We start from the raw sequence: 23,628 nt of genomic DNA, 5'->3' as shown, positions 1-23,628 counted from the left end.
GGGCCCGGCTCCGTTTCGTCGCTCCGTCTGTCGGATCCGCCGGCCGGCCCGGTGGGACGGGCCGTCGGCGCGACTGAGCAAACGCTCAGTCGGTCGCCGATTGTTCCAGACGGACGACGACGGACTTGCTGGCCGGGGTGTTGCTGGTGTCCGCGGTCGCGTCCAGCGGCACCAGGACGTTGGTCTCCGGGTAGTACGCCGCCGCGCAGCCCCGGGCCGTCGGGTAGTGCACGACGCGGAAGCCGGGCGCCCGGCGCTCGACACCGTCCTTCCACTCACCGACCAGGTCGACGTACGCGCCGTCCCGGACGCCGAGGGCCCGGGCGTCCTCCGGGTTGACCAGGACGACCCGGCGGCCGTTCCTGATCCCCCGGTAGCGGTCGTCCAGGCCGTAGATCGTGGTGTTGTACTGGTCGTGCGAGCGCAGCGTCTGGAGCAGCAGCCGGCCCTCGGGCAGCTCGGGGTACTCGACCGGTGCCGCGGTGAAGTTGGCCTTGCCGGTGGCCGTGGGGAAGCGGCGTTCGTCGCGCGGGGCGTGCGGCAGGGCGAAGCCCCCGGGGCGGGCCACGCGCGCGTTGAAGTCCTCGAAGCCCGGGACCACGCGCCCGATGCGGTCGCGGATCGTCGCGTAGTCCTTCTCGAACTCCTCCCAGGGCGTGGAACTGCCCTCGCCCAGCACCCGGCGGGCCAGCCGGCACACGATGGCCGGCTCGGACAGCAGGTGGGCGCTCGCGGGTTCCAGCCGGCCGCGGGAGGCGTGCACCATGCCCATGGAGTCCTCGACGGTGACGAACTGCTCGCCACCGCCCTGGAGGTCCCGCTCGGTGCGGCCGAGCGTCGGCAGGATCAGGGCACGCGCGCCCGTGACGGCGTGCGAGCGGTTCAGCTTGGTCGACACGTGCACGGTGAGCCGGGCCCGGCGCATCGCCGCCTCGGTGACCTCCGTGTCGGGGGAGGCGGAGACGAAGTTGCCGCCCATCGCGAAGAACACCTTGGCCTCGCCGTCGCGCATCGCGCGGATGGCCCGTACGACGTCGTAGCCGTGCTCGCGCGGCGGGGCGAAACCGAACTCCCTCTCCAGGGCGTCCAGGAAGGCGGGCGCCGGGCGTTCGAAGATGCCCATGGTGCGGTCGCCCTGCACGTTGGAGTGGCCGCGCACCGGGCAGACGCCCGCGCCGGGACGGCCGATGTTGCCGCGCAGCAGGAGGAAGTTGACGATCTCGCGGATGGTGGGCACCGAGTGCTTGTGCTGGGTCAGGCCCATCGCCCAGCACACGATGGTGCGCTTCGAGGCCAGCACCATGCGCAGGGCTTCCCCGATCTCCGCGCGGGTGAGACCGGTCGCCGTGAGCGTCGCCTCCCAGTCGGCCGCGCGGGCGGCCTCGGCGAACTCCTCGTACCCGTGGGTGTGCTGCTCGACGAACGCCTCGTCGACCGCGCCGTCGGTGTCCAGGATCAGCTTGTTGAGGAGCCGGAACAGGGCCTGGTCGCCGCCGATGCGGATCTGCAGGAACAGGTCGGTGAGCGCGGCGCCCGCGGTGAGCCCCTTGGGGGTCTGCGGGTTCTTGAAGCGCTCCAGACCCGCCTCGGGCAGCGGGTTGACGCTGATGATCTTCGCGCCGTTGGCCTTGGCCTTCTCCAGGGCGGAGAGCATGCGCGGGTGGTTGGTGCCCGGGTTCTGACCGGCCACGATGATCAGATCGGACTTGTACAGGTCCTCGAGCAGGACGCTGCCCTTGCCGACGCCGATGGTCTCGGACAGGGCCGAGCCGGACGACTCGTGGCACATGTTGGAGCAGTCGGGCAGGTTGTTGGTGCCCAGCTCGCGCGCGAAGAGCTGGTAGAGGAACGCGGCCTCGTTGCTGGTGCGCCCGGAGGTGTAGAAGACCGCCTCGTCGGGCGAGTCCAGGGCGCCGATCTCCTCCGCCACGATGTCGAAGGCGCGCTCCCAGGTCACCGGCTCGTAGTGCTCGCCGCCCTCCGGGAGGTACACCGGGTGCGTGAGCCGTCCCTGCTGGCCCAGCCAGTAGCCGCTGCGGGTGGCGAGGTCGGCCACGGAGTGCGCGGCGAAGAACTCCGGGGTGACCCGGCGCAGGGTGGCCTCCTCGGCCACGGCCTTCGCGCCGTTCTCGCAGAACTCCGCCTTGTGCCGGTGGTCCGGCTCCGGCCAGGCGCAGCCCGGGCAGTCGAAGCCGTCCTTCTGGTTGACGCTCAGCAGCGTCAGCGCCGTCCGCTTCACGCCCATCTGCCGCTGCGCGATCCGCAGGGTGTGGCCGATGGCCGGGATGCCCGCCGCCGCGTGCTGGGGCTCGGTGACCTGCGGGGCGTCCTGGACCGGATCACCCGTGGGCGGCTTGGTGGCCATCGCGCGCTCCTTCGCTTACGCGTGTGAGGTACGTCTCCGATCCTCGCACGTCCCTGTGACAGTGAAGGAGGCCGGGCGGGCCGGGACCCGGAAGCGGTGGCCGCGGCGGCGTACGGAGGCCGTCCGCGCCGGCGGCGAGCGCGGGGCCGAGTGTCAGTGGTCCGTGGCAGGATCGGGGGCGTGGCAGAGACAGCATCGAAGAAGACCGACAACCCCTCCGGCGGCGACCGTCCGCGCCTGATGCTCATGGACGGGCACTCGCTGGCCTACCGCGCGTTCTTCGCGCTGCCCGCGGAGAATTTCACGACCGCGACGGGCCAGCCGACCAACGCGATCTACGGTTTCGCGTCGATGCTGGCCAACACGCTGCGTGACGAGGCGCCGACCCACTTCGCGGTGGCGTTCGACGTCTCCCGCAAGACCTGGCGGTCCCAGGAGTTCACCGAGTACAAGGCGAACCGCTCCAAGACGCCGGACGAGTTCAAGGGGCAGGTCGAGCTGATCGGCGAGCTGCTCGACGCCATGCGCGTGCAGCGCTTCGCCGTCGAGGGCTTCGAGGCCGACGACGTCATCGCGACGCTCGCCACGCAGGCCGAGGCCGAGGGCTTCGACGTCCTGATCGTCACGGGCGACCGGGACTCCTTCCAGCTGGTCAGTGAGCACACCACGGTGCTGTACCCGACCAAGGGCGTCTCCGAGCTGACCCGTTTCACGCCGGAGAAGGTCTTCGAGAAGTACGGGCTGACCCCCGCCCAGTACCCGGACTTCGCGGCCCTGCGGGGCGATCCGTCCGACAACCTGCCGGGCATCCCGGGCGTCGGCGAGAAGACGGCCGCGAAGTGGATCAACCAGTTCGGGTCCTTCGCGGAGCTGGTGGAGCGCGTCGAGGAGGTCAAGGGCAAGGCCGGGCAGAATCTGCGCGACCACCTGGAGTCCGTGAAGCTCAACCGCCGGCTCACCGAGCTGGAGCGCCGGGTCGAGCTGCCGAAGACGGTCACCGACCTGGAGCGCGCCGCGTACGACCGCAAGGGCGTCGCCGTGATCCTGGACACCCTGGAGATCCGCAACCCGTCCCTGCGGGAGCGGCTGTACGCCGTCGACCCGGGCGCCGAGGAGGCCGAGGCGACCCCGGTCGTGGCGGACGGGGTGGAGCTGGACGGCACCGTGCTGGGCACCGGCGAGGTGGCCGGCTGGCTCGCCGGGCACGGCACGCAGCCGCTCGGCGTGGCGACGGTCGACACCTGGGCGCTGGGCACCGGCTCGGTCGCCGAGGTCGCGCTCGCCGCGGCCGACGGCAAGGCCGCCTGGTTCGACCCGACCGAGCTGGACGAGGCCGACGAGACGGCGTTCGCGGCCTGGCTGTCCGACCCGGACCGGCCCAAGGTCTTCCACAACGCCAAGGGCGCGATGCGCGTCTTCGCCGAGCACGGCTGGAGCGTCGCCGGCGTCGGCATGGACACGGCGCTCGCCGCCTACCTGGTCAAGCCGGGCCGCCGCTCCTTCGACCTGGACGCGCTCTCCCTGGAGTACCTGCACCGCGAGCTGGCCCCCGCCGCCGCGGCCGACGGCCAGCTGGCCTTCGGCGCGGACGACGGTGCCGAGGCCGAGGCGCTGATGGTGCAGGCCCGCGCGATCCTCGACCTGGGCGAGGCCTTCGAGGGCCGCCTGGCGGACGTCGGCGCCGCCGACCTGCTGCGCGACGTGGAGCTGCCCACGTCCGCTCTGCTGGCCCGCATGGAGCGGCACGGCATCGCGGCCGACCGGGAGCACCTCCAGGCCATGGAGCAGATGTTCGCCGGTGCCGTGCAGCAGGCGGTGAAGGAGGCGCACGCGGCGGCCGGGCACGAGTTCAACCTCGGCTCGCCCAAGCAGCTCCAGGAAGTCCTCTTCGGTGAGCTGAACCTGCCGAAGACGAAGAAGACCAAGACCGGCTACACCACGGACGCGGACGCCCTGGCGTGGCTCGCGGCGCAGACCGAGAACGAACTGCCGGTGATCATGCTCCGCCACCGCGAGCAGGCCAAGCTGCGGGTCACGGTCGAGGGCCTGATCAAGACGATCGCCGCCGACGGCCGCATCCACACCACGTTCAACCAGACGGTCGCCGCGACCGGCCGCCTCTCCTCCACGGACCCGAACCTGCAGAACATCCCGGTCCGCACCGACGAGGGCCGGGCGATCCGCCGCGGCTTCGTCGTCGGCGAGGGCTTCGAGTCGCTGATGACGGCCGACTACAGCCAGATCGAGCTGCGCGTGATGGCGCACCTCTCCGAGGACGCCGGCCTGATCGAGGCCTTCACCTCCGGCGAGGACCTGCACACCACCGCCGCCGCGCAGGTCTTCTCCGTCGAGCAGTCCGCGGTCGACGCGGAGATGCGCCGCAAGATCAAGGCCATGTCGTACGGGCTGGCGTACGGTCTGTCGGCCTTCGGTCTCTCCCAGCAGCTGAACATCGAGGCGGCCGAGGCCCGCGGCCTGATGGACGCCTACTTCGAGCGGTTCGGCGGCGTACGGGACTACCTGCGCCGGGTCGTCGACGAGGCACGGGCGACGGGCTACACGGCGACCCTCTTCGGCCGCCGCCGCTACCTGCCCGACCTCAACAGCGACAACCGCCAGCGCCGCGAGGCGGCCGAACGGATGGCGCTGAACGCGCCGATCCAGGGCACGGCGGCCGACATCGTCAAGATCGCCATGCTCAATGTGGACAGGGCACTGCGCGAGGCGGGCCTCACCTCCCGCATGCTGCTCCAGGTCCACGACGAAATCGTCCTGGAGATCGCTCCCGGCGAGCGTGCGGCGGCGGAGGAACTCGTCCGCCGCGAAATGGCCGGCGCCGTGCAGCTCAGGGTCCCCCTGGGCGTCTCGGTGGGCGTGGGACCGGACTGGGAGTCGGCGGCGCACTAGCCTGCGCGGCCTGCGCCGGTCGACGGCCGGTCGGCGGGACGGGGGATTCGCCGCGAGGCTGCGTGCTCGCGGCGAATCCCCCCGGCTCACCACCGCTGACATCTCCGAGTCCTCTCCCTCGCCGAAGCCCGGCGACCGGTCCCGGCCACCCGCGCCCGGCGCGTACGCCGATGCCCCTTGTCCGGTTGGCCTCCGGGCCGAAGCGCCATCCACCGCCGCCGCCCGCGCCCGGCACTTCCCCCGCCGCCCACCGACCGGGCGGGAAACGCCCCCGCCGGCCCCGCCCGCCCGGCAAGGGGGCACCGTCACTCAGGTGGCCCCCGCGAAAGCGCCCCCCGCCCCCGACTCCCGTGAGGATGCGGGCATGGGTATACGCATGCTCCACCACCGGACCACACCGGGACGGGCAAGCACAGACCGACCCGCCCGCGTGCCACTCCTGCCGGTCCCGGTCTTCGCACCGGGCGCAAGTACCGGCCGCACCCCCACCACCCTCACGACGGCCCTGCGCCGCACCACGGCAGACCTCCGCCGTGGACTCCTCCACCGGGACCAGGCCGCCGCGCCCCCGAGCGAGATGCCCGCCTGGCGCCTGTGGGCCGATCTCGCCCGCGGCTACCTGGCGCTCGCCCGCACCCTGCTGCCGCGGACCCGGCCCGCGCACACCTTCACCGTGTTCGTCGCGAGCACCGACACGCTCAGGGCGCGACCCGCCGGTCCGGCTCCGTACCGGCGCCTGCCGGGACGGCCGGGACGGCCGGGACCGGGGCCGGACGCCACACCCTGACCGCCACGGTGTACAGCAGCAGCCCCGGGACGAGCCCCGCGCCCGCCCCGAAACACACCGTCGGGATCAGCTCCCAGGGTTTCGCGACGTCACCCCAGTAGTCCCACCACCGGGTGGCCCGCCGCACCGCCCCGGCCACCGCACAACCGCCGAGCACCGCCCCGGCCCACCACCGGTCCCGCACCTGGAGCACCGGCACGTGCGACGCCCCGGCCCGGGGGGCCCGGCGCAGCGCCCGCACCAGGAACACGGCGAGGACGACGGCCGCCACGGCGGAACCCCCGTACTGGAGGTACCAGTACAGCGGAGCGCCCGCGATCTCCCGGCCGAGGACGGGGAACACCTTCATCCCCCACCGGTCGAGGTGCGTGAACGCGTCCCACACCACGTGGGTCGACGCCCCCAGCACCGCCGACACGTACCACCACAGCGGCAGCGACGGCCGCACACGCGCGCGCTGCGCCCCGCACCGCAGCAGGGTGGCGACCCGCCCCTGCCGGGACGGCGGCAGCAGGGCCACCAGTGGCTCCCGCACGACCAGCCACAGCCCCACCAGCGCCCAGGCGACGACCACGTCGACGGTGAGGACACCCGGGAAGGAGTGCGTGACGTCCCCGAACTCCATCGCCCCGGGCAGGAAACTCGCCGCGTAATAGGTCATGTCGGGCGCAAACGACCCCGCCACCAGCACGGCCGGCACCAGCCGCCCCCGTCCGGTCCCGTCACCCCGCAGCGCGGGCAGGACGGCGGCGGCGTGGCTGAGGGTGAAGGGCAACGAAACTCCTCTTATGGCCAACTGGTGAATATCGGGCACGAACGGGTCCCCGTGCAAAGCAAGTTGTCGTAGGGTCGCCTGCGGCACCGTGCTGATCGAACAGACGAGCACCGCGCGGGGGAAAGTTGCGGCGCAACCTGCGACGCGCACCGTTCGTCGCAACAGGGCGGGTACGACGGGCGAGTACGACAGCCGAAGACGGACGGACGCGCGGGCGTCCCACGGGAGGGGTTCACTCTATGGCGGCGCATTTCGACAGGAGGCTCCGCAAGGCGGCGGTCACCACCACCGTCGCGGCGGTCGCGGTCGCGGCCCTGTCCGCGTCCCAGGCCCCCAATGTGACGACCGACGCCAACGGCAGACAGACCACCTCTGACGAGGTGCCGGCCTCCGACGCGCCCGCCGAGGAGAGCGCGACCGGCAACTCGCCGTACTACACGGACCTGCCGCCGCTGAACAGCCCGAGCCCCGCGCCCACCATCGGCACGCCCGCGTCCCGGACACCTTCCGAGGCCGGCATCCCCGCCACCGTCCTCGACGCCTACAAGAAGGCCGAGTCGGCGCTGCGCCGGTCCAAGCCCGGCTGCAACCTGCCCTGGCAACTCCTGGCCGCCATCGGCAAGGTGGAGTCGGGCCAGGCCCGCGGCGGCCGCGTCACCGCCGACGGGACCACGACCAGTCCGATCATCGGCCCGCAGCTGGACGGCAACGGCTTCGCGCTCATCAAGGACACCGACAACGGCGTCTACGACGGCAACAGCGCCTACGACAACGCCGTCGGCCCCATGCAGTTCATCCCCTCCACCTGGGCCTGGGCGGCCCGCGACGGCAACGGTGACGGCAAGGAAGACCCCAACAACATCTACGACGCCGCGCTCGCCGCCGGACACTACCTGTGCCGCAACGGCTGGGACCTGTCCGACCAGGCCGACCTCAACCGCGCGATCCTCAGCTACAACAACTCGCAGGACTACCTGCACACGGTCCTGTCGTGGCTGGAGCACTACCGCAAGGGCACCCACGAGATCCCGGACGGCACCGGCGCCCTGCCCGGGAACCGCAGCGACGGCGCGGCGAGCCGCCCCGGCCCGTCGCCCAGCGCCACGGGCCCGTCCACGCGCCCCACGACCCCCGGCACGCCGTCGCCCAGCCCGGACAAGCCCGGCGGTTCCACCGGCTCCGGCAAGCCCACGAACCCGGCGAAGCCGACAGACCCCGGCGCCGGCTCCCCGAACCCGGAGACACCGGACCCGACCGACCCCGAGACCCCGCCCGAGAACCAGACCCCCACCGACACGGTGCACCACCTGGAGAACGCCGGCACCACCGGGCTCACCGCCATCGCCGGCGACACCTTCGCCAAGAAGGTCAGCACCCGTGCCGAGACCAGGGCCGGAAAGGCCGTCGGCAAGGTACGCATCCGCTTCACCATCCTGGGCGACACCGACGCCACCTTCACCGGCGGTGAAAAGGTGGCCGTGGCCACCACCGACGCCTCCGGCGTGGCGGTCGCACCCGCGTTGGTGGCGGGCGAGAAGACCGGTGCCTTCACCGTGCGGGCCGCCGTCGCCGGCCGGACCGTCCCCGGCGTCGACTACGAGGCGACCGTCACCGAGCGCGTCGCCGACGCCCTCGCGCGCACCGACGCGACCGACCTGACGTGCACACCCGGCGGTGAGTTCGCGGACCGGGTCGAGGTCAAGGCCACGCACAAGGGCGCCGCCGCGGACAAGGTCGCCGTCACCGCGACGCTCGTCAAGTCGGTGCTCGACCCGGCCGAGAACGACAAGGGCCCCTACTTCAAGGACGCCGACGGCAAGGCCGTCCGCACCCTGACCGGTCTGAAGACCGACGCCAAGGGCCTGCTGACGCTGCCGAAGCTGTACGCGGACGACACCGACGGCACATTCGTGCTGCGGCTCACCACCGCGGGCGGCGCCATGCTCGACGTCCGGCTGAAGGTGGCCGAAAAGAAGCCGACGCCGAGCCCGTCGCCCGACTCGCCCGACGCCTCGCCCAGCCCCTCCACCGAGCCGTCGACCGAGCCGGACGCGTAGGGGCGCGGCTCCCGCGCGAACGACCGGGGGGCGCCCTCCGCTTCGGCCCGGGCGCCCCTTCGGCACGTCGTCGTCCACTCACTTCGCGAGCCGGGCCTTGGTGTGCCGAGTCGGCTCCGCCGTGGCCGGGTCCTCGGGCCACGGATGCTTCGGGTAGCGGCCGCGCAGCTCCGCCCGTACGCCCTTGTAGCCGTCCTTCCAGAAGGAGGCCAGATCGGCGGTGACCGCGGCAGGGCGGCCGGCGGGGGAGAGGAGATGGACGAGGAGCGGCACCCCGGCGACCTCGGGCGAGTGCTGCAGCCCGAACATCTCCTGCAACTTCACCGCGAGGACCGGCTGCGCGGGGTCGCCGTAGTCGACCCGGATCCTGGACCCGCTGGGGACGGTGATCCGCTCCGGAGCCAGCTCGTCGAGCCGCGCCGCCTCGCCCGAGGCCCAGGGCAGCAGCCGCGCCAGTGCTTGACCGGCGTCGATCCGTGTCAGGTCGGCCCGTCGCCGGGCCCGGCTCAGCTCGGGCTCCAGCCACTCGTCCACGCGCTCGTGGAGCGCGTCGTCCGAGACGTCCGGCCAGGGATCGCCGAGCCGCCGCCGCAAGAAGGCGAGCCGCTGCCGCAGCGCCTCCGCGTCGGCCGGCCAACGCAGCAAGCCGAGTCCCTCCCGTCGCAGCCCCTCCAGCAGCGCACTCCGTACGAGGGAGGGGTCGGGGGCGGCGAGCGGCCGTGCCGTGAGCTCCACCGCCCCGAGCCGTTCGACCCGCCGCGCCACGACATCGCCGCCGGCCCAGTGGACCTCGTCCCGCTCCTCCAGCAGCGCCCCGGCGGCCAACCGGGCCGTCGCCTCGTCGACGGCCGCGCCGAGCCGTACGCGCGCGTGGCCCTTCCCCACGGGCCGGTCGGCCACGGCCACGGCGATCCAGGGGGCCCCGCCCAGCGCCGACGTCTCCGGCAGTTCGGCCCGGGTGCCGGACACCATGAGGTACGAACCGCCGTCCTTCCTGGCCACGCGCTCCGGGAACGCCAGCGCGGTCACCAGCCCGGCGACACCGTCGTCGGTGACGTCCACGGCCATGCCGGGCCCGGAGTCCCGACCGGAGTCCCGCCCGGCGGCCCGCAGCCGTCGGACCTCGCTCCGCCACCGTGCCCCGTACGCGTCACCCCCGCGCCGGGCGGCGCGCAACGCGGCCACCAGATCGTCCCCGTACTCCCGCGGGGGCTCCTCACTGAGCAGGGCCACGACCTCGGCCACCACCTCCGATCCGCGGACCCCCGAAACGACGGGGCCGGGCCCCTGACTCCCGGGGGCGTCCGAGCCCCGCCCCACCCGCGTGCCCTCACCCGACCCACGCGCACCGTGGGCGCCCACGCCTTCGGTGCCGGGGCTGGTGCCGGTACGTGCGCCGGTGCCCGTGCCCGTGCTGGAAGCCGAGCCGGTGCGTGTGCCCGCGTCGAGCCTTGTGCCGGAGTCCGAGCCGGTACCGGGGCCCGTGCCGGTGCCGGACTTCGTTCCGGCCCCCGCGCCGGCGCCGGCGCTCGTGCCGGTGTCTGTGCTCGTGCCGGTGTTCGCCGCCGTGCCGGCCAGCGAGGGGCGAGGCATCCTGGACGCCCCCGCTTCCGCCCCCGCGGCTTCCGCGTCGAGCAACGCCCGCCCCAGCCGGGGATGCAGCCCGAGGCGGGCCAGTCGTGCTCCCCGCCCGGTGGCGCGGCCGGTGGAGTCCACCGCGCCCACCGCCGTCAGGACCGACCGGGCCGCCTCCATCGCACCGCCCGGCGGCGGATCGAGCAGCGCCAGCCCGGATGCGTCCGGGTCGCCCCAGCAGGCCGCCTGCAGCGCGAACGCCGTCAGGTCGGCCACCTTGATCTCCGGCGCCGGGAAGCGCGGCAGACGGGCGTCCTCGGCCTCCGCCCAGCAGCGGTACACCGTGCCCGGAGCCTCCCGCCCGGCCCGCCCCGCCCGCTGCCGCCCGGCGGCACGCGAGGCCCGTACGGTCGTCAGCGCGCTCAGCCCCCGCGCGTGGTCCACCCGCGGCTCCCGGGCCAACCCCGCGTCCACGACCACCCGCACCCCCGGAACCGTCAGCGACGACTCGGCCACCGAGGTCGCCAGCACCACCCGGCGTCGTGCCCCGGGAATCAGTACCGCGTCCTGCACGGCCGCCGGCGCCCGCCCGTGCACCTGCAGCACGTCGACGTCCCCGAGACCCGTCAGCCGTCCGGCGACCCGGGCGATCTCACCGACCCCGGGCAGGAAACACAGCACGTCCCCGGCCCGCTCGGCCAGCGCCCGGCGCACCACCGAAGCCACATGCGCGAGCAGCGCCGGGTCCACCCGCATGCCGTGCGGCGGCCGTACCGGGCGGACCGGTGGCGCCCACACCACCTCCACGGGGTACGACACGCCCCGCGCCTCGACGACCGGCGCGTCGCCCAGCAGGCGCGCCCAGCCCTCCGCGTCGGTCGTCGCGGAGGCGGCCACCAGCCGCAGCTCCGGCCGCAGCGCCTGCCGCACGTCCCACAGGAACGCCGCCGTCGTGTCCGCGTCCAGATGCCGCTCGTGGCACTCGTCGAGCACCACCACGTCGACGCCCGTCAGCTCCTGGTCCCGCTGGAGCCGCTGCAGCAGCACGCCGGTCGTGACGACCTCCACGCGCGCGTGGCGCCCGACGACCCGCTCGCCGCGCACGGTGTACCCGACGCTCCCGCCGGGCTTCTCACCCAGCAGCCACGCCATCCGCCGTGCCGCCGCCCGCGCCGCGATCCGTCGCGGCTCGGCCACCACCACGCGCCGCGCGGGACCCTCACCCAGCAATCCCGCCAGCGCGAGCGGCACCAGTGTCGTCTTGCCGGTGCCGGGCGGCGCGACCAGCACCGCGGTGCCGTGCCCCTCCAGGGCGTCGTGCAAGGCGGGCAGGGCACCGCGTACGGGCAGCGCGTCCAGGGCGTCGTAACGGATCACGTCCCCAGTGTCGTACGCCGGCGAAACCGTCTCCCACGCGCGCGTGCCCGACGACGGTGACTCAGTCCCGCTCGCAGACGAAGATCGCCGTCCCGGGGATCAGATGTCCGCGCAGCGGCGACCAGCCGCCCCACTCGGAGGTGTTCCAGCCGGGCCACTCCGGTTCGACGAGGTCCACCAGCCGGAACCCCGATGTCACCACGTCCCGCACCCGGTCGCCGAGCGTCCGGTGGTGTTCGACGTACACCGCGCGGCCCTCGTCGTCCTGCTCGACGTACGGCGTGCGGTCGAAGTACGAGGCGGACACCGACAGCCCCTCGGGGCCCGGCTCGTCCGGGAACGCCCAGCGCAGCGGGTGCGTCACCGAGAAGACGAAGCGGCCCCCCGGCCGCAGCACCCGGCGCACCTCCCGCAGCACCAGCCGCGGATCGGCGACGAAGGGCAGCGCCCCGTACGCCGAGCAGGCCAGGTCGAAGGAGCCGTCCGCGAAGGGCAGCACCGCCGCGTCCGCGCACACCAGGGGGAAGGACGAGCCGATGCGCAGCGCGTGCTGGAGCTGGCGGTGCGAGAGGTCCAGCGCCACCGGACGGGCGCCCTGGGCGGTCAGCCAGCGCGAGCACTGGGCGGCGCCGGCGCCGATCTCCAGGACGTCCTTGCCCTTCAGCTCCTCCGGCGGGCCGAGCAGCTCGGCCTCCACCTCGTCCAGACCTTCGGGGCACCACACGAAGCGGTCGTCACCGAGGAACGTGCCGTGCTCGACCTGGTACTCGTCCGCGTTGCGGTCCCACCAGCCGCGGTTGGCGCGGGCGCTCTCCGTGACACCGGCGGCACGCCGGGTGGCCTCGGGCTCGGCGGGTCCGTCGGATTCGGCCTCGGACGCTACGGGCTCTTGGATGACCGGCTCCCTCGTACTAGTCTGCGGGCTCTTCCGCGCCGCCGGCCCCGCGTGTCGCAAGGCCCGCCCAAGGCGCCAGTGTGGCCCCGGGGGACGGCAATTGTGCCGGGAATGCGGTGATCCGCCCCGGGTGTGCGCCTTCGCGCATTGACCCTGCCCGGCTGCCCCCGTATGCTACAAGTTGCGCTGCGGGCCTGCGCACCTCAGACGTAGCAGGTCGCGCTCGCATCTGTTGTATGTCCCCTCGGTTCTCGAGGCGTCACCAGCGGTTTTCGGTGGCGCTTACTTGGCTGTCCGGCTTCTGCAGAGCGAAACGGGCTCCCGGCGTAAGCAGTACCTACGACTCAATGTCCGTACCGGAGCCCTTTCCCACATGACGAGCAGCACCGAGACCACCGCCACCACCCCGCAGGTAGCGGTCAACGACATCGGTAACGAGGAAGCCTTCCTCGCCGCGATCGACGAGACGATCAAGTACTTCAACGACGGCGACATCGTCGACGGCGTCATCGTGAAGGTCGACCGGGACGAGGTCCTGCTCGACATCGGTTACAAGACCGAAGGTGTCATCCCGAGCCGCGAGCTCTCGATCAAGCACGACGTCGACCCCAACGAGGTCGTTGCCGTCGGCGACGAGATCGAGGCCCTGGTCCTTCAGAAGGAGGACAAGGAAGGCCGCCTGATCCTCTCGAAGAAGCGCGCCCAGTACGAGCGTGCCTGGGGCACCATCGAGAAGATCAAGGAAGAGGACGGCATCGTCACCGGTACCGTCATCGAGGTCGTCAAGGGTGGTCTCATCCTCGACATCGGCCTCCGCGGCTTCCTTCCGGCCTCCCTGGTCGAGATGCGCCGTGTCCGCGACCTCCAGCCCTACGTGGGCAAGGAGCTCGAGGCGAAGATCATCGAGCTGGACAAGAACCGCAACAACGTGGTCCTGTCCCGCCGTGCCTGGCTGGAGCAGACCCAGTCCGAGGTCCGCCAGACCTTCCTCACCACCCTCCAGAAGGGTCAGGTGCGGTCCGGCGTCGTCTCCTCGATCGTCAACTTCGGTGCCTTCGTGGACCTGGGTGGCGTCGACGGTCTGGTCCACGTCTCCGAGCTCTCCTGGAAGCACATCGACCACCCGTCCGAGGTCGTCGAGGTCGGCCAGGAAGTCACCGTCGAGGTCCTCGACGTGGACATGGACCGCGAGCGTGTCTCCCTGTCGCTGAAGGCGACCCAGGAAGACCCGTGGCAGCAGTTCGCCCGCACCCACCAGATCGGCCAGGTCGTGCCCGGCAAGGTCACGAAGCTGGTGCCGTTCGGTGCGTTCGTCCGCGTGGACGAGGGCATCGAGGGTCTGGTCCACATCTCCGAGCTGGCCGAGCGCCACGTGGAGATCCCGGAGCAGGTCGTCCAGGTCAACGACGAGATCTTCGTCAAGGTCATCGACATCGACCTCGAGCGCCGTCGCATCAGCCTCTCGCTGAAGCAGGCCAACGAGGCCTTCGGCGCCGACCCGTCGACGGTCGAGTTCGACCCGACCCTGTACGGCATGGCGGCGTCCTACGACGACCAGGGCAACTACATCTACCCCGAGGGCTTCGACCCCGAGACCAACGACTGGCTCGAGGGCTACGAGACCCAGCGCGAGGCGTGGGAGACCCAGTACGCCGAGGCGCAGCAGCGCTTCGAGCAGCACCAGGCGCAGGTCATCAAGTCCCGCGAGGCGGACGAGAAGGCCGCTGCCGAGGGTGTCGACACCGCGGGTGCGGCCCAGGCCGCGTCCGGTGGCGGTGGCGGTGGCTCCTACTCCTCCGAGGGTGGCGACAACTCCGGCGCCCTGGCGTCGGACGAGGCGCTGGCCGCCCTGCGCGAGAAGCTGGCCGGCGGCCAGAGCTAACGCAGGCGGAGGCCGCTGAGGCCTAGCCGTTGACTGAGGGGCCGTACCTTTCGAGGTGCGGCCCCTCAGCCGTCCCCGCACGCCGGCACGATCAGACCCCGCTCCGTCGGGAATGCCGGCCCCCGTGCGGACGTTATGACGTACGAACACGAGGAGGGGAGCGGTCACTGTGCTTGATCCGCAGGGTTTGTACGCATGGGAGCCGAAGGGCCTGGCCGTCGTCGACATGGCACTCGCCCAGGAGTCGGCCGGACTGGTCATGCTCTACCACTTCGACGGATACATCGACGCCGGTGAGACCGGCGACCAGATCGTCGACCAGGTGCTCGACTCGCTGCCCCACCAGGTCGTCGCCCGCTTCGACCACGACCGGCTCGTGGACTACCGGGCGCGCCGGCCGCTGCTGACCTTCAAGCGGGACACCTGGACGGACTACGAGGAGCCCACCCTTGAGGTGCGGCTCGTCCAGGACGCCACCGGAGCGCCGTTCCTGCTGCTCTCGGGCCCCGAGCCGGACGTGGAGTGGGAGCGCTTCGCCGCGGCCGTGAGTCAGATCGTGGAGCGGCTCGGCGTCCGCCTGTCGGTCAACTTTCACGGCATCCCCATGGGTGTCCCGCACACCCGCCCCGTCGGCATCACCCCGCACGGCACCCGCACCGACCTTGTCCCGGGCCACCCCAGCCCCTTCGAGGAGGCGCAGGTCCCCGGAAGCGCCGAGGCACTCGTCGAGTACCGCCTCATGCAGGCCGGCCACGAGGTGCTGGGCGTCGCCGCGCACGTTCCGCACTACATCGCCCGCTCCCCGTACCCCGACGCGGCGCTGACCGTCCTGGAGACGATCACCGCGGCGACGGGCCTGGTGCTGCCGGGCATCGCGCACTCCCTGCGCACGCGGGCCCACCGCACCCAGACCGAGATCGACCGGCAGATCCAGGAGGGCGACGAGGAGCTCACCGCCCTCGTCCAGGGCCTGGAGCACCAGTACGACGCCGCCGCAGGCGCCGAGACGCGCGGCAACATGCTCGCCGAGCCCGTCGAGATTCCCTCGGCGGACGAGATCGGCCGCGAGTTCGAACGGTTCCTGGCGGAGCGGGAGGGCGACAACTGAGGCCCCGCGGCTGGGCCGCCACGGGCAGGCCCTAAGCTTCCGCACATGCTGAAGGTGGGCCTGACCGGCGGAATCGGCGCCGGCAAGAGCGAGGTGTCGCGGCTGCTCGTCGAGCACGGTGCCGTGCTGATCGACGCGGACCGGATCGCACGCGAGATCGTCGCCCCGGGCACCCCGGGGCTCGCCGCGGTCGTGGCGGCCTTCGGCGAGGAGGTGCTGGCCGAGGACGGCGGCCTGGACCGCCCGAAACTCGGCTCGATCGTGTTCGCGGACCCGGAGAGGCTGGCCACGCTGAACTCGATCGTGCACCCCCTGGTCGGCGACCGCTCCCGGGCCCTGGAGGAGGACGCCGCCGACGACGCCGTCGTCGTTCACGACGTGCCCCTGCTCACCGAGAACGGCATGGCCCCGCTGTACGACGTCGTGGTCGTCGTCGACGCCGCCCCCGCCACCCAGCTCGACCGGCTGGTACGGCTGCGGGGCATGACCGAACAGGACGCGCGGGCCCGCATGGCCGCCCAGGCGACGCGCGAGCAGCGCCGGGAGATCGCCGACCTGGTCATCGACAACGACGTCACGCTGGACCGGCTGCGCAGCCGCGTGGACGAAGTGTGGGCCGAGCTGACCCGCAGGGCGCACGAGCCGCGCCGGTCGCCCCGGGGCCAGGAATAGCGGCACGCACACGGGCGTTGATCCCTTCCAGCAAGGGAAGGACTTCTGCCGTGCCCGACACCAGCGGATCGACCGGACGTACGCCCGAGACGGATGTCATCGACTTCCGCGCGGCCGAGCAACTGCTCGCTGCGCGGGACCCGCGGGGCGCGGTGAAACTGCTCGACGGAGTCATCGGCGCCCATCCCGAGAACACGGCCGCGCGGCTGCTGCGCGCGCGTGCCTTCTTCGCGGCCGCCCAGCTGAGACCGGCCGAGCTGGAGTTCACCATCGTCCTGGAGCGCGAACCGGACAACGCCTTCGCCCACTTCGCCCTCGCCCGCACCTACGAACGCCGGGGGTGCGGCGAACAGGCACGGCGCCACTTCCGGCTGGCGGCGGCACTGGACCCGAACCCGGAGTACCTGCAGCAGGCACGCTTCGAGTCCTGACGGGCCGCGGAGACGGGGCGAGCGGGGCCGACGGGCCGGGTGCGATCGCACGCGTTCACTCGGTCGGGTGAATAGGTGCCGAGTGGGAACGGCTGTGCGGGGATGGGCCGTTGGACGGGCATGGAACTGAGCATGCGAGAGGGACACCAGGGGACGGGGCCGGGGGCGATCACCCCGGACGGCTGCGCGGTCGAGCTCTATGCGCGGCTGCCCGTCGGAGCCGAGCCGGACATCGTCGCCGCGGCCGTCCCCGAGGGCGCCCGCATCCTGGAGCTGGGCAGCGGGGTCGGGCGCATGACCCACCCACTGCTGGAGCGGGGGTTCGACGTCACCGCGGTGGACGAGTCCGCCGAGATGCTGGAGCGTGTGCGCGGGGCCCGGACGATATGCAGCCCGATCGAGGACCTGGACCTGGGCGAGCGCTTCGAGGCGGTGCTGCTGGCGTCGTTCCTCGTGCACGCCGGCGACAGCCAGGTGAGGCGGGGCCTGCTGGGCACCTGTGCACGGCACGTCGGGCCGGACGGCTGTGTGCTGATCCAGCGGGAGGGCGCGGACTACCACACCGACCTGCCGCGTGTGCGGGTCGATCCCAGCGGCTTCACGGTACGGATCGTGTCGTCGCAGCCGGTCGGGGACGGCGTCAACTCGGTACGCGCGGAGTACGAGTTCCCGGACGCCGTCTGGACGCAGACATTCCGGGCCCGGCCGCTGACCGATGCGCAGTTCGAGGAGGCGCTGTCAGAGGCGGGGCTGCGCGCGGACCGCCCTCTGACCGACGACGGGACGTGGGTGAGGGCGGTGCCCACATCACGGAGAGGCGGGCGATGAGTTCGGGGCCGACGGGCGGTCTGCATCCCCGGCAGCATCACGGACCGCTCACCAGGAGAGCCCATGTCTCAGCCCGTCGCCTCCACCGTCCCCACCACCCCCGCCGCGGCCCCGGCGGCTTCCGCCGCACCGGATCGAGGGCGGGGCGCCCGGATCGTCCTGCGTGTGGTGCAGGTGCTCCTCGCGGTCTTCTTCGCCGTGGCGAGTGCCCTGCCCAAGCTGATCGCGCACTCCTCGGCGGCCGAAAGCTTCGCCGAGATGGGCTGGGGCAACGCGGGTATGTTCACCATCGGAGTGCTCGAACTGTCCGGCGCGATCGCCCTGCTGATCCCCGTACTGCAGTCGGTGGCCGCGGCGGCCCTCGGCGCTCTGATGGTCGGCGCGTTCGTCGTCCAGCTCACCTACTTCGGCGGAGTCAACGCCGCGACACCCGTCATCCTCATGGTGCCGCTCCTGATCATCGCCTGGGTCCGCCGGGGGCACAACGAGGACCTTCTCCGTCGGGTACGGACACGGCGGGCCTGAACCGGCAGGGCACACGTGTGGCTGCACGCTCTCAGGGCCTGGCCTGGGCATCCTTGCGGGCGCGGTTCAGGCTCTCCAGCCCACGCAGCCGTTCCAGCTCGCGGCGGTCGCGCTTGGTCGGCCGGCCGGCGCCCCGGTCGCGGATGCCGGCCGGGGCGACGGCCTCGCGGGGCGGGGGCGGAGGGGAGTTGTCGATGTAGCACTGGGCGGCGACCGGTGCACCGACACGCTTGCGGATCAGCCGCTTCACGACGACGACACGTTCCCTGCCCTCGTGGCGCAGGCGGACCTCGTCCCCGACGCGCAGCGAGTACGCGGGCTTCACACGCTCGCCGTTCACCCGGACATGACCGCCTCGGCAGGCGGTCGCGCCGAGGGAGCGGGTCTTGATGAGACGGACGGCCCAGATCCAGCTGTCCACGCGGACGCTCTCGCCGCTCTGCGGCCCGGCCGCCTCGGCGGCGGCGATCGCGGCGGCGGTCTTCGGGTCCGGGGTCCGGGACGCGGTGGCACCGTCGTCGCCCGTGCCGGTTCCGGCCGCCCCGCCGTTCCTGCCCTCGTCATGCTCGGAAGCCATGCCTCGACTTTAGCCGCCCGCCCCGGCGGGACGGGCCGCCATTTCCCGGGCGGTCCGCCACCACCCCGTTGTCCCGGCACCCCCGTGCCCCGGCGTCGCGGCGGCAAGTCCCTCCGGGACGGGTTGCACCTACGGTGGAGGCATGGACACCAGCGGCCTCTCCGTACTCGACCGGCGGATCGCCGGGTGCCGGGCTTGTCCACGGCTGGTCGACTGGCGGGAGGAGGTGGCCCGTACCAAACGGGCGGCCTTCGCCGACTGGACCTACTGGGGCCGACCGGTGCCGGGCTTCGGCCCGCCGGACGCGCGGCTGCTGATCATCGGCCTAGCCCCCGCGGCCCACGGCGGCAACCGCACCGGCCGGATGTTCACCGGTGACCGCTCCGGCGACGTGCTGTACCAGGCGCTGTACGACGTGGGCCTCGCCTCACAGCCCACCGCGGTCGCCGCCGACGACGGCCTGGAGCTCTACGGAGTGCGCATCACCTCGCCGGTGCACTGCGCCCCGCCCGCCAACAAGCCCACCCCCACCGAGCGGGACACCTGCCGTTCCTGGCTCGTCCAGGAGCTGGGACTGCTGCGGCCGACGCTGCGGGCCGTGGTCGTGCTCGGCGCCTTCGGCTGGCAAGCCGCGCTGCCGGCGTTCGCCGAGTCCGGCTGGACCGTGCCCCGGCCACGCCCCGCCTTCGCACACGGCGGGCACGTCGCACTGGCCGCCGCCGACGGGCCGGCCCTGCACCTCTTCGGCTGCTTCCACGTCAGCCAGCGCAACACGTTCACCGGCCGGCTCACCCCCGAGATGCTCCGGGAGGTGCTGCGCACGGCGGCCCGGACGGCAGGGCTGACCGCCCGGTAAAGGGGATGAGTGGTTCCGGTCGGCCGGGCTACGGTGCTCCGATGGGCCTCTATCCGGTGATCGAACCGTACGACCACGGCATGCTCGACGTGGGCGACGGCAACCACGTCTACTGGGAGACCAGCGGGAACCCGCACGGCAAGCCCGCGCTGGTTCTGCACGGAGGACCGGGGAGCCGGACCAGTCCGAACCTCAGGCGGTACTTCGACCCCGCCGCCTACCGGATCGTCCTGCTCGACCAGCGCGGCGCCGGACGGTCGCTGCCCCGCGCGAGCGCGTACGACACCGACATGAGCGTCAACACGACCGCCCATCTCATGGCCGACCTGGAGCGGCTGCGCGCGCACCTGGGCATCGAACGGTGGCTGGTGTGGGGTGTGTCGTGGGGATCGGTGCTGGGTCTGCGGTACGCGCAGACGCACCCCGGGGTGGTGTCCGAGCTGGTGCTGACCGGGGTCGCGACCGGTTCCCGTGCCGAGGTGGACCTGCTGACGCGTGGCTTGGGCAAGATCTTCCCCGACGCCCACGAACGGTTCCTCGCCGAGCTGCCCCCCAAGGACCGCGACGGTAACCTGGCCGCCGCTTACAACCGCCTGCTGGAGTCGCCCGAGGCCGCGGTGCGCGACCGGGCCGCGCGTGCCTGGACGGACTGGGAGACGGCGATCATCCCGGCACCGCCCGGCTCGGTCGTCCGGTTCCGGGATCCGGAGTTCCGCAGGGGCTTCGCCCGCACCGTCACGCACTACTGGGGCAACGACCACTTCCTCGGCGAGGGCGAGGGCGAGAGCCAGGGCGGCGGCGACGAGGGAGTGGTTCTGAGGGACGCGCACCTGCTGAAGGGCATCCCGGGCACTCTGGTGCAGGGCAGCCTGGACTTCGGCAACCTCCTCGGCATCGTCTGGAGGCTCCACCACGCCTGGCCGGACAGTGAGCTGGTGGTCGTGGACGAGGCCGGACACGACGCCGGAGCGGTCGGTGACGAGGCGCTGCGGGCGGCGACCGACAAGTACGCCCGCGGCGGGGCCTGGCCGGCCGGCCCTTCCCCCTGGCTCACGGACCCGTCCGTTCCGGCACGACCGCCGTTGCCGTGATCTCCACGAGCTGCCCCGGGTATCCGAGGCAGCCGACCCCGAGCAATGTCGAGGAATGCGGTCCGGTACTGAGCCCGGACGCCTCGACGACCTCCCACACGGCGGACAGCGCGGCGGTCTCGGTGCTCACGACGTACACGTCGGTCGACAGGACGTGGGCCGGCTCGCTGCCCACGGCGCGCAGCTGCTCCGTGAGATTCGCGATCACCTGCTCCGCCTGCCGGACCGGATCACCCTCACCGACCAGCCTCCCTTCGGCGTCGAGCGGAACGGACCCGGCGAGGAAGGCGATCTTCGTCCCGGCCTCGACGACGGAGGCGTGGGAGTAGGCGGGCGGCGGGAACAGGCCGGGCACGGTGACGCGCCGAATCATGTGGGCTCCAAGGAGGCGAAACGGGCAGTCCCCCGATCGTCCGCTCCCCCCACACCCCACCGCATCCGAATTTCCCTCGTGCCCGGCGTCCCGGGCACCTAGGCTGCCGACGTCCGCGCCGCCCCCCGCCACAGGAGCCCTCCGCAGTGCCCTCCCTCACGGACCAGGTCTTCCTCGACACGACCGCCGACCGGCTCGCCGCCCTGCCCGCCGTCCGGGCGGTCACCCTGGGCGGCTCCCGGGCCCAGGGCACCCACGGGCCCGGCAGCGACTGGGACCTGGCGGTCTACTACCGGGGCGCCTTCGACCCGGACGACGTCCGCGCCCTCGGCTGGGCCGGCGAGGTGTCCGAGATCGGCGCCTGGGGCGGCGGCGTCTTCAACGGCGGCGCGTGGCTGACGATCGACGAGCGCCGGGTCGACCTGCACTACCGTGATCTCGGCGCGGTCGAGCACGAGACGGCGGAGGCGGAGGCGGGACGCTTCGGCATCGAGCCGCTGATGTTCCACCTCGCCGGCATCCCGACGTACCTCGTGGTCGCGGAACTGGCTCTCAACGAGGTGCTGCGCGGTGAACTGCCCCGCCCCGCCTACCCCGAGGCCCTCCGGACCACCGCCCCCGACCGCTGGCACGGTGCGGCCGCCGCCACCCTCGCCTACGCCAAGGCGGGCCACGCCCCCAAAGGTTCCCTCACCCAGGTCGCCGGCGCGATCGCCCTGGCCACCACTCAGACGGCACACGCGGTGCTCGCGGCACGCGGGGAGTGGGTCACCAACGAGAAGGGCATGGTCCGGCGGGCGGGGCTGGACGGGCCGGACGGGATCGACGGGCTTCTGGCGAACCTGACACCGGATCCCGGGGCCCTGGAACGGACGATCACGGACGCCGAGGAACTCCTGCACGCCACCGTCGAGTCGGCCCGCAGAGGCTGACCGCCGTGCCGGCGCCGGCGGACCGCTCGCCGGGCCGACGGACGAACTCGCCACGCGGCGCGGCCGGACGGGCCGTTCCCGTACGTTGGCGTGATGACGTCTCCTTCCCATGAGAAGCCCGCCCGGCAGCCCCATGAGAAGCGTCTCCGCGAGACGCCCGCCGACCTGGTCGTCACCGGATGCACCGTCCTCGTCCACGACGACCGGGAACGGATCGGCTTCGAGGAGGACGCGGCCGTCGTCGTACGGGACGGAGTGATCGACTCCGTGACCACCGCCGCCGCGGTGGACGGCCTGCCCGCCGCCGAGCGGATCGACGCCCGCGGGCAGGCCGCCCTCCCCGGGCTGATCAACTGCCACACGCACGCGCCGATGGTCGCCCTGCGCGGCCTCGCCGAGGACCTGCCCACCGACGAGTGGTTCAACGACGTCGTCTGGCCGGTCGAGTCCAACCTCGCCGAGCGGGACGTGGAACTGGGCGCCCGGCTCGCCTGCGCCGAGATGATCCGGGCGGGAGTGACGACGTTCGCGGACCACTACTTCGCCATGGACGCCGTCGCCGCGGTGGTCGCCGAGTGCGGGATGCGGGCGCTGCTGGGGCAGGCGTACTTCTCCTCGCAGGGCCCCCGGGGCCGGGAGAGTTCGCTGGAGTTCGCGCTGCGGCACCGGGGCTGGGCCGACGGGCGGATCACGACCGCCCTCGCCCCGCACGCTCCCTACACCGTGACCGGCGCCGACCTCGCGGCCACCGCCGGCCTCGCCCGCGACCACGGCCTGCCCGTGCACCTGCACGCCGCCGAGAACCGCGACCAGACCGACACCAGCCTCGCCCGGCACGGCGCCACCCCGATCGGCGTCCTGGAGCGCACCGGCATCCTGGACACCGACGTGCTCATCGCCCACGGCACCGGCATCACCGAGGACGACCTCCCGCGCCTGGCCCGCGCGAGCGGCCGTACGGCCGTGGCCACCGCGCCGCGCGGCTACCTGAAGTTCGCCTGGCCCACCACCACCCCCGTACGCGCCCTGCGTGACATCGGCGTCCCGGTCGGACTCGCCACGGACGGCGCCGCCTCCAACAACTCCCTGGACGTGTGGGAGTCGATGGCACTGACGTCCCTCGTCCAGAAGTCCACCGAGGGCGACCCCCGCTGGCTCACCTCCCGCCAGGCCCTGCACCACGCCACGCTGCAGAGCGCCCGCGCGGTCGGGCTCGGTGACAGCGTCGGACGCATCGCGCCGGGGCGGCGGGCCGACCTCGTCCTCGTCGACCTCACCGGTCCGCACACCCAGCCCGTGCACGATCTCGCCGCCACCCTCGTGCACAGCGCGCGCTCCGCCGACGTGCGCACCACGATCGTCGACGGGCGCGTCCTCATGCGGGACCGCGAGCTGCTGACCCTGGACGTCCACGCGGTGGTGCGAGAACTGGGGGAGCGGCTGCCCGCGCTGACCGACCGCGGCCACGGCCGCCGTATCCAGGAGTACGACACCTGAAACCGAAGGGCCAGGTCAGACGCTTACCGGTGCTGCCGCGAGAAAAATGTCGCCGGGCAGCGATGAGTTCCGCTCCGCGCGGCGGTCACCACCCCGACGGACTGTCGCATGCCGCACA

Annotated in this window: 18 protein-coding genes; 12 read left to right on the top strand and 6 right to left on the bottom strand. The window is 72.8% G+C overall.

The window, feature by feature from the left end; translation table 11 throughout:
• Positions 1-85: 85 nt before the first annotated feature.
• Positions 86-2,365 carry an FdhF/YdeP family oxidoreductase gene (locus tag ACFW47_RS00200; protein WP_386304149.1) on the bottom strand — a complete coding sequence of 760 codons (2,280 nt, stop codon included), beginning with the start codon at positions 2,363-2,365 and terminating at the stop codon, positions 86-88.
• A 180-nt stretch (positions 2,366-2,545) separates the two neighbouring features.
• On the opposite strand from ACFW47_RS00200, the gene polA reads away from it, so the two are divergent.
• Complete coding sequence (polA, locus tag ACFW47_RS00195) at positions 2,546-5,272, top strand: DNA polymerase I (protein WP_386304146.1); 2,727 nt, start codon at positions 2,546-2,548, stop codon at positions 5,270-5,272.
• 698 nt (positions 5,273-5,970) lie between these two features.
• Here the strand turns inward: polA and ACFW47_RS00190 are convergent.
• Entirely contained in the window at positions 5,971-6,834 is an 864-nt protein-coding gene (locus ACFW47_RS00190; RefSeq protein ID WP_386304145.1) for a DUF4184 family protein, read from the bottom strand.
• Between the two features lie 239 nt (positions 6,835-7,073).
• Between ACFW47_RS00190 and ACFW47_RS00185 the strand changes: the two genes are divergently transcribed.
• A complete protein-coding gene (locus ACFW47_RS00185) occupies positions 7,074-8,891 on the top strand; it encodes a lytic murein transglycosylase (RefSeq protein ID WP_386304144.1) in 1,818 nt (605 codons plus the stop codon).
• 78 nt (positions 8,892-8,969) lie between these two features.
• Here the strand turns inward: ACFW47_RS00185 and ACFW47_RS00180 are convergent, their stop codons facing one another.
• Together ACFW47_RS00180 and ACFW47_RS00175 are read right to left on the bottom strand one after the other, a co-directional pair.
• Positions 8,970-11,843, bottom strand: coding sequence for an ATP-dependent RNA helicase (locus tag ACFW47_RS00180; protein ID WP_386304141.1), 2,874 nt, complete (start codon positions 11,841-11,843; stop codon positions 8,970-8,972).
• Between the two features lie 61 nt (positions 11,844-11,904).
• Positions 11,905-12,798: a class I SAM-dependent methyltransferase gene (locus ACFW47_RS00175; protein ID WP_386304138.1), complete on the bottom strand. Its 894-nt coding sequence runs from the start codon at positions 12,796-12,798 to the stop codon at positions 11,905-11,907.
• A gap of 313 nt (positions 12,799-13,111) precedes the next feature.
• On the opposite strand from ACFW47_RS00175, the gene rpsA reads away from it, so the two are divergent.
• From rpsA to ACFW47_RS00145, 6 genes are all read left to right on the top strand, one after another.
• The gene (gene rpsA, locus ACFW47_RS00170) at positions 13,112-14,620 is read left to right on the top strand and encodes a 30S ribosomal protein S1 (protein WP_127894270.1); all 1,509 of its coding nucleotides are present in this window, start codon (positions 13,112-13,114) and stop codon (positions 14,618-14,620) included.
• A gap of 169 nt (positions 14,621-14,789) precedes the next feature.
• Positions 14,790-15,728, top strand: coding sequence for a PAC2 family protein (locus ACFW47_RS00165; RefSeq protein WP_386304137.1), 939 nt, complete (start codon positions 14,790-14,792; stop codon positions 15,726-15,728).
• 45 nt (positions 15,729-15,773) lie between these two features.
• Complete coding sequence (coaE, locus tag ACFW47_RS00160) at positions 15,774-16,400, top strand: dephospho-CoA kinase (protein ID WP_386304135.1); 627 nt, start codon at positions 15,774-15,776, stop codon at positions 16,398-16,400.
• Between the two features lie 50 nt (positions 16,401-16,450).
• Positions 16,451-16,831 (top strand): tetratricopeptide repeat protein, encoded by a 381-nt coding sequence (locus tag ACFW47_RS00155; protein WP_217245152.1) that lies wholly within the window; start codon positions 16,451-16,453, stop codon positions 16,829-16,831.
• 132 nt (positions 16,832-16,963) lie between these two features.
• Positions 16,964-17,659, top strand: a complete 696-nt coding sequence (locus tag ACFW47_RS00150) for a class I SAM-dependent methyltransferase (RefSeq protein ID WP_386282520.1) — start codon at positions 16,964-16,966, stop codon at positions 17,657-17,659.
• A 63-nt stretch (positions 17,660-17,722) separates the two neighbouring features.
• Positions 17,723-18,184 carry a DoxX family protein gene (locus tag ACFW47_RS00145; RefSeq protein WP_386282517.1) on the top strand — a complete coding sequence of 154 codons (462 nt, stop codon included), beginning with the start codon at positions 17,723-17,725 and terminating at the stop codon, positions 18,182-18,184.
• A gap of 31 nt (positions 18,185-18,215) precedes the next feature.
• Here ACFW47_RS00145 and ACFW47_RS00140 read toward each other — a convergent pair whose 3' ends face one another.
• Positions 18,216-18,761, bottom strand: coding sequence for an RNA-binding S4 domain-containing protein (locus ACFW47_RS00140; RefSeq protein WP_386282515.1), 546 nt, complete (start codon positions 18,759-18,761; stop codon positions 18,216-18,218).
• 142 nt (positions 18,762-18,903) lie between these two features.
• Here ACFW47_RS00140 and ACFW47_RS00135 point away from each other — a divergent pair, with 142 nt between their 5' ends.
• Positions 18,904-19,617, top strand: a complete 714-nt coding sequence (locus tag ACFW47_RS00135; protein WP_386282513.1) for a uracil-DNA glycosylase — start codon at positions 18,904-18,906, stop codon at positions 19,615-19,617.
• A 41-nt stretch (positions 19,618-19,658) separates the two neighbouring features.
• The gene (gene pip / locus ACFW47_RS00130; protein WP_386282511.1) at positions 19,659-20,708 is read left to right on the top strand and encodes a prolyl aminopeptidase; all 1,050 of its coding nucleotides are present in this window, start codon (positions 19,659-19,661) and stop codon (positions 20,706-20,708) included.
• Here the strand turns inward: pip and ACFW47_RS00125 are convergent.
• The gene (locus ACFW47_RS00125; RefSeq protein ID WP_386304133.1) at positions 20,668-21,081 is read right to left on the bottom strand and encodes a RidA family protein; all 414 of its coding nucleotides are present in this window, start codon (positions 21,079-21,081) and stop codon (positions 20,668-20,670) included. The genes pip and ACFW47_RS00125 overlap by 41 nt on opposite strands.
• A gap of 146 nt (positions 21,082-21,227) precedes the next feature.
• Here ACFW47_RS00125 and ACFW47_RS00120 point away from each other — a divergent pair, with 146 nt between their 5' ends.
• Both ACFW47_RS00120 and ACFW47_RS00115 read left to right on the top strand, forming a co-directional pair.
• Positions 21,228-22,013, top strand: a complete 786-nt coding sequence (locus ACFW47_RS00120; RefSeq protein WP_386282507.1) for a nucleotidyltransferase domain-containing protein — start codon at positions 21,228-21,230, stop codon at positions 22,011-22,013.
• A gap of 93 nt (positions 22,014-22,106) precedes the next feature.
• On the top strand, positions 22,107-23,510 hold the full coding sequence (locus tag ACFW47_RS00115) for an amidohydrolase (protein WP_386304130.1): 1,404 nt from the start codon (positions 22,107-22,109) through the stop codon (positions 23,508-23,510).
• The last annotated feature ends 118 nt before the right edge of the window (positions 23,511-23,628 follow it).

The sequence above is a fragment of the Streptomyces sp. NPDC058796 genome, assembly GCF_042745235.1.
In the GTDB taxonomy this organism is placed as follows: domain Bacteria; phylum Actinomycetota; class Actinomycetes; order Streptomycetales; family Streptomycetaceae; genus Streptomyces.
Note: the sequence above shows the minus strand (reverse complement) of the source record. Positions and strands in the feature narration are given on the sequence as shown.